The following is a 3,225-nucleotide window of genomic DNA, read 5'->3' as shown; positions in this document are numbered from 1 at the left end:
TGCGACACAGTACAACTTCCTGAATCACCAGGATGTAAAAGACCTCGAGAAAGCGCTTAAGGAGTGTAAAGACAACTGTGATGCTGTTCGAGCTGAGTTTGCCAAGCGTGATGCGGATAACACGGCGCGGCTCAATAACTGTTGGGCGACCGGCGATTGCGCGCAGATCAAGGCTGAGATTGATGAAGGCTCTCTTGCATTAAATAAACTTTGGGAAAATGACGATTCGGGGATCACAGATCAATTCCTTCATAGCAATATCGCCGACTCGACCAACGCTAGGACGCGAGCGGTCCTCGACCACCTTCCGAAAGGGGATCCGGCTAATGCGGTGAAATTGTTGGCTGCAGCGGGAATTATTGCTCTTGCGCCGGAAGCGATTGGTTTGCTTGGACAGTTGGCCACGAGAGGTGCAGCTACTTGTGCAGCAAACCCAGTGCTGTGCGCGAACGAAGTCGCGATCTGGACCGCTGAGGCAGGAATGTCGGAGGCACTTCCCGTGGGGTTAGGGGCCACAGCAGGTGGGGCCGCAGCCAAGGAACTGAGTGATCTCCGCGGTTTGATGGAGATCGAAGCGAAAACTGGGGCTAAGCTAACGGCTGAGCAGATTGCGGCAGTCGTTAGGCCGGCAGCGATAGGTTCAGAGGGGGCAGCCACCGTTGGAGGTCAGGCAACCTCTACATTTTTGAAAGATTTTGGCGAGAAAGTTCTTAGTCATAACACCCAGATTGGCGTGCGTAATAGTAAGGCGGGGACGATTTCTGGTGCTCATAACAGCGATGCCTTCTTGGAGTCGGTTGAAAAAACTGGGGCAAAAATCTACCAACAAAACTACGGATGTCCGTTATCCTGGCCTTGTGGAGTATAGTTATCAGTTGCCTAAAACTAACACTCGGGGCGAGTTGGTCGGTGGATACAAGTCCAAATCCACCAAAACAACTTATGATTCGAAAATTCTGTCAGATATCAAGGTGGCTGATATGTCGAGCAGGGCGGCAGTCGAAGCTGGCTCTTTGTTCAGAGCTAATCCAGCCATGAGGGAGGCCAGTATCAAAGTTGATGGTTATTACTTTCAAGTGACGCGTGATAGCAAAACTGGAGATATAACACACTCATTTATTACTATGCCGCCGAGGACGAAATAATGGCTGATTTGGTTTGGTTAGAGGTTCTCAAGGAATCATTTTCTTCAACTGACGCAGATTATGAGGGTCTTTACGAGTTAATTGAGGCTTCTATCGTAAGAGGGAGGACTAATTTTCCTGCGTTTATCTACGACGCTTCGCAGGGACATGGGTTCTCAGTGGCTGAAGGTTTTTTTTACTCGCTTGATCAGGATTGGGACGATCCAGAAGAATTCAATGAGGTAAGTTTCTTCTTGGGGGAAGCGTTAACTTCTAGCATACCTGTGGCTGACTACGTTTCTCTGATGAAAATTGCAGCTGATGTTTATTCTGCTTACTTTCCAGATGAACGCGATGGAGTTCAAAGGTCTGCTGAAAGATTAGAAAAGCGTTATTCACAACAAATGGAGGAGATAAACGGGGACAGACCACCTTTCAATTCTCGTCCAGCGTAAAAGCGGTGGCGACCTGAAGCTCAATGCCGGTCGCGACATCAACGTTGTCGCCATCGCCGAAGCTACCGGCAACCTTACCGCCGAGACCAAGCGCGATATCTCCCTGTCTCGGCCGGTGATGAACACAACGTCGAAATCCACAGCAGGCACGGCAAGAAACGCGTCCATGAAGAGGACGACCACTCTTTTCAGGAAGCTGCTGATTCATCGCCAGCGGCGACGCAAATACCAGCCCGGACCTCGACACCACACTGGTCGCGGGGAAGATCTGCACAGGCAACGAAGCCTACGTCTACGCCGGTAATGATCTGAACCTGCTGGCCGCGCAAAACAAGGGCCGCACCCTCTACGACATGAAGGAGTAAAACGTGTCTGTCCGCCGTTTTCCCAAGTAAGGTGATTGGAACAAACGTCTGATGCGCTCCGATCTCGACAATCAAAATAAATGTTCGGGATGGTGTGATCCAGACTGCGTTCTCGTACTGGTTAGGAATGGTTATGAGCAGTGGCGGCACGATAATAGAACGATTTGTGGCCCAAGAGTTGGACGACAGCGTTCGCTCTATTTTGAAAAACGCCTTTGATGAGCGGGTTTGCTCAGAGAGCATTCTGTTCAGGGCGTTCGAGTTTAATTGCTTTGACGTTTCTTTAGACTTTGAAAAAGGCATCGTCACATTGCAAGATGTACTCTCCGCTGGAGAAAGTAGCGTTCTTGATATACCGATACGTGATTTTATCTCTGCTTGTGGTTTGAATGTCTCTTGTTAATTGTAGAGGCCTAGATGTGATCTGACACCGGCCTAGCACCCAGATAAACGGGGACAGACCATGTTTAAAGCGCATTCCAAAACGTGATCTGTCCCCGTTTCCCCGAGTCGGCGCAACATATTGAAGATGCCATCGGGGCAGGAAAGCCTGACACGTTGACCAGGCGCTTGTATTGGCGCTCAATGCAGAGAGTTGCCTAACGGGACGAAGGTTAGAATAGAGGTGATAGATTAGATTATGAATAATCTGGATAAGTTGTTATCGATTGCAAGTTCGTCCTTGAGTGCGCGTGAACCACAACTGTCTGGGCCAATACGCAACATGGCAAGGGCTTCGGCGGAACAACTTCTTAATGTGCTGCGTCAGCGCAATGGCTTCTATGCTTTTGAAGGCGCGCTGCATGTTTTTCCAAGCGACTCCAGCCAAAGTGAAATAGGCATATCTGATTGGAATCACGCTGACCTGTGGCGCACTAGCTACAAAGGCCTAGCCGATAACGGTGTCTTTTTTGCTGAAGATATCTTTGGTGGACAGTTCTGTATCAAGGATGGGAGTATCTACATTTTTGATCCGGAAACTGGCTCGTTAGAGTACTTGGCTGCGGATGTTGAAAGCTGGGCTGAAATAGTTCTGCACGACTATGAAGTATTGACAGGCTATCCGTTGGCTCATCAGTGGCAAAAGCGCAATGGTCCAGTTCGTGCTGGGATGCGTTTGCTGCCCAAAGTGCCTTTTGTAATGGGCGGTGATTTTTCCTTGGATAATTTATATGTTGCCGATGCTGTAGAAGGCATGCGGCTCAGAGCCGATATAGCCGATAAGATTAAAAATTTACCAGACGGTACTCAGGTTAAATTCAGTCTGGACTGACAGGAGAC

Annotated in this window: 5 protein-coding genes; 4 read left to right on the top strand and 1 reads right to left on the bottom strand. The window is 49.2% G+C overall.

Going from position 1 to position 3,225, the window contains the following annotated elements; translation table 11 throughout:
- A partial coding sequence (locus OQK_RS30660) for a hypothetical protein (protein WP_038861810.1) occupies positions 1–868 on the top strand: 868 nt, incomplete at its 5' end.
- A gap of 276 nt (positions 869–1,144) precedes the next feature.
- Complete coding sequence (locus OQK_RS26210) at positions 1,145–1,579, top strand: hypothetical protein (protein WP_016775049.1); 435 nt, start codon at positions 1,145–1,147, stop codon at positions 1,577–1,579.
- Here the strand turns inward: OQK_RS26210 and OQK_RS30280 are convergent.
- Positions 1,560–1,853, bottom strand: a complete 294-nt coding sequence (locus OQK_RS30280; RefSeq protein WP_162098751.1) for a hypothetical protein — start codon at positions 1,851–1,853, stop codon at positions 1,560–1,562. The two genes, OQK_RS26210 and OQK_RS30280, sit on opposite strands and share 20 nt — an antisense overlap.
- Before the next feature lie 224 nt (positions 1,854–2,077).
- On the opposite strand from OQK_RS30280, the gene OQK_RS26205 reads away from it, so the two are divergent.
- Together OQK_RS26205 and OQK_RS26200 are read left to right on the top strand one after the other, a co-directional pair.
- Positions 2,078–2,347: a hypothetical protein gene (locus OQK_RS26205; RefSeq protein ID WP_016775048.1), complete on the top strand. Its 270-nt coding sequence runs from the start codon at positions 2,078–2,080 to the stop codon at positions 2,345–2,347.
- Between the two features lie 237 nt (positions 2,348–2,584).
- Entirely contained in the window at positions 2,585–3,217 is a 633-nt protein-coding gene (locus tag OQK_RS26200) for an SMI1/KNR4 family protein (protein WP_016775047.1), read from the top strand.
- Positions 3,218–3,225: the final 8 nt, after the last annotated feature.

Origin of the sequence: Pseudomonas sp. R62 (assembly GCF_000257605.1) — a bacterium.
GTDB lineage: Bacteria > Pseudomonadota > Gammaproteobacteria > Pseudomonadales > Pseudomonadaceae > Aquipseudomonas > Aquipseudomonas atacamensis.
The sequence above is the reverse complement of the archived record's forward strand: the minus strand, read 5'-3'. Positions and strand labels throughout refer to the sequence as shown.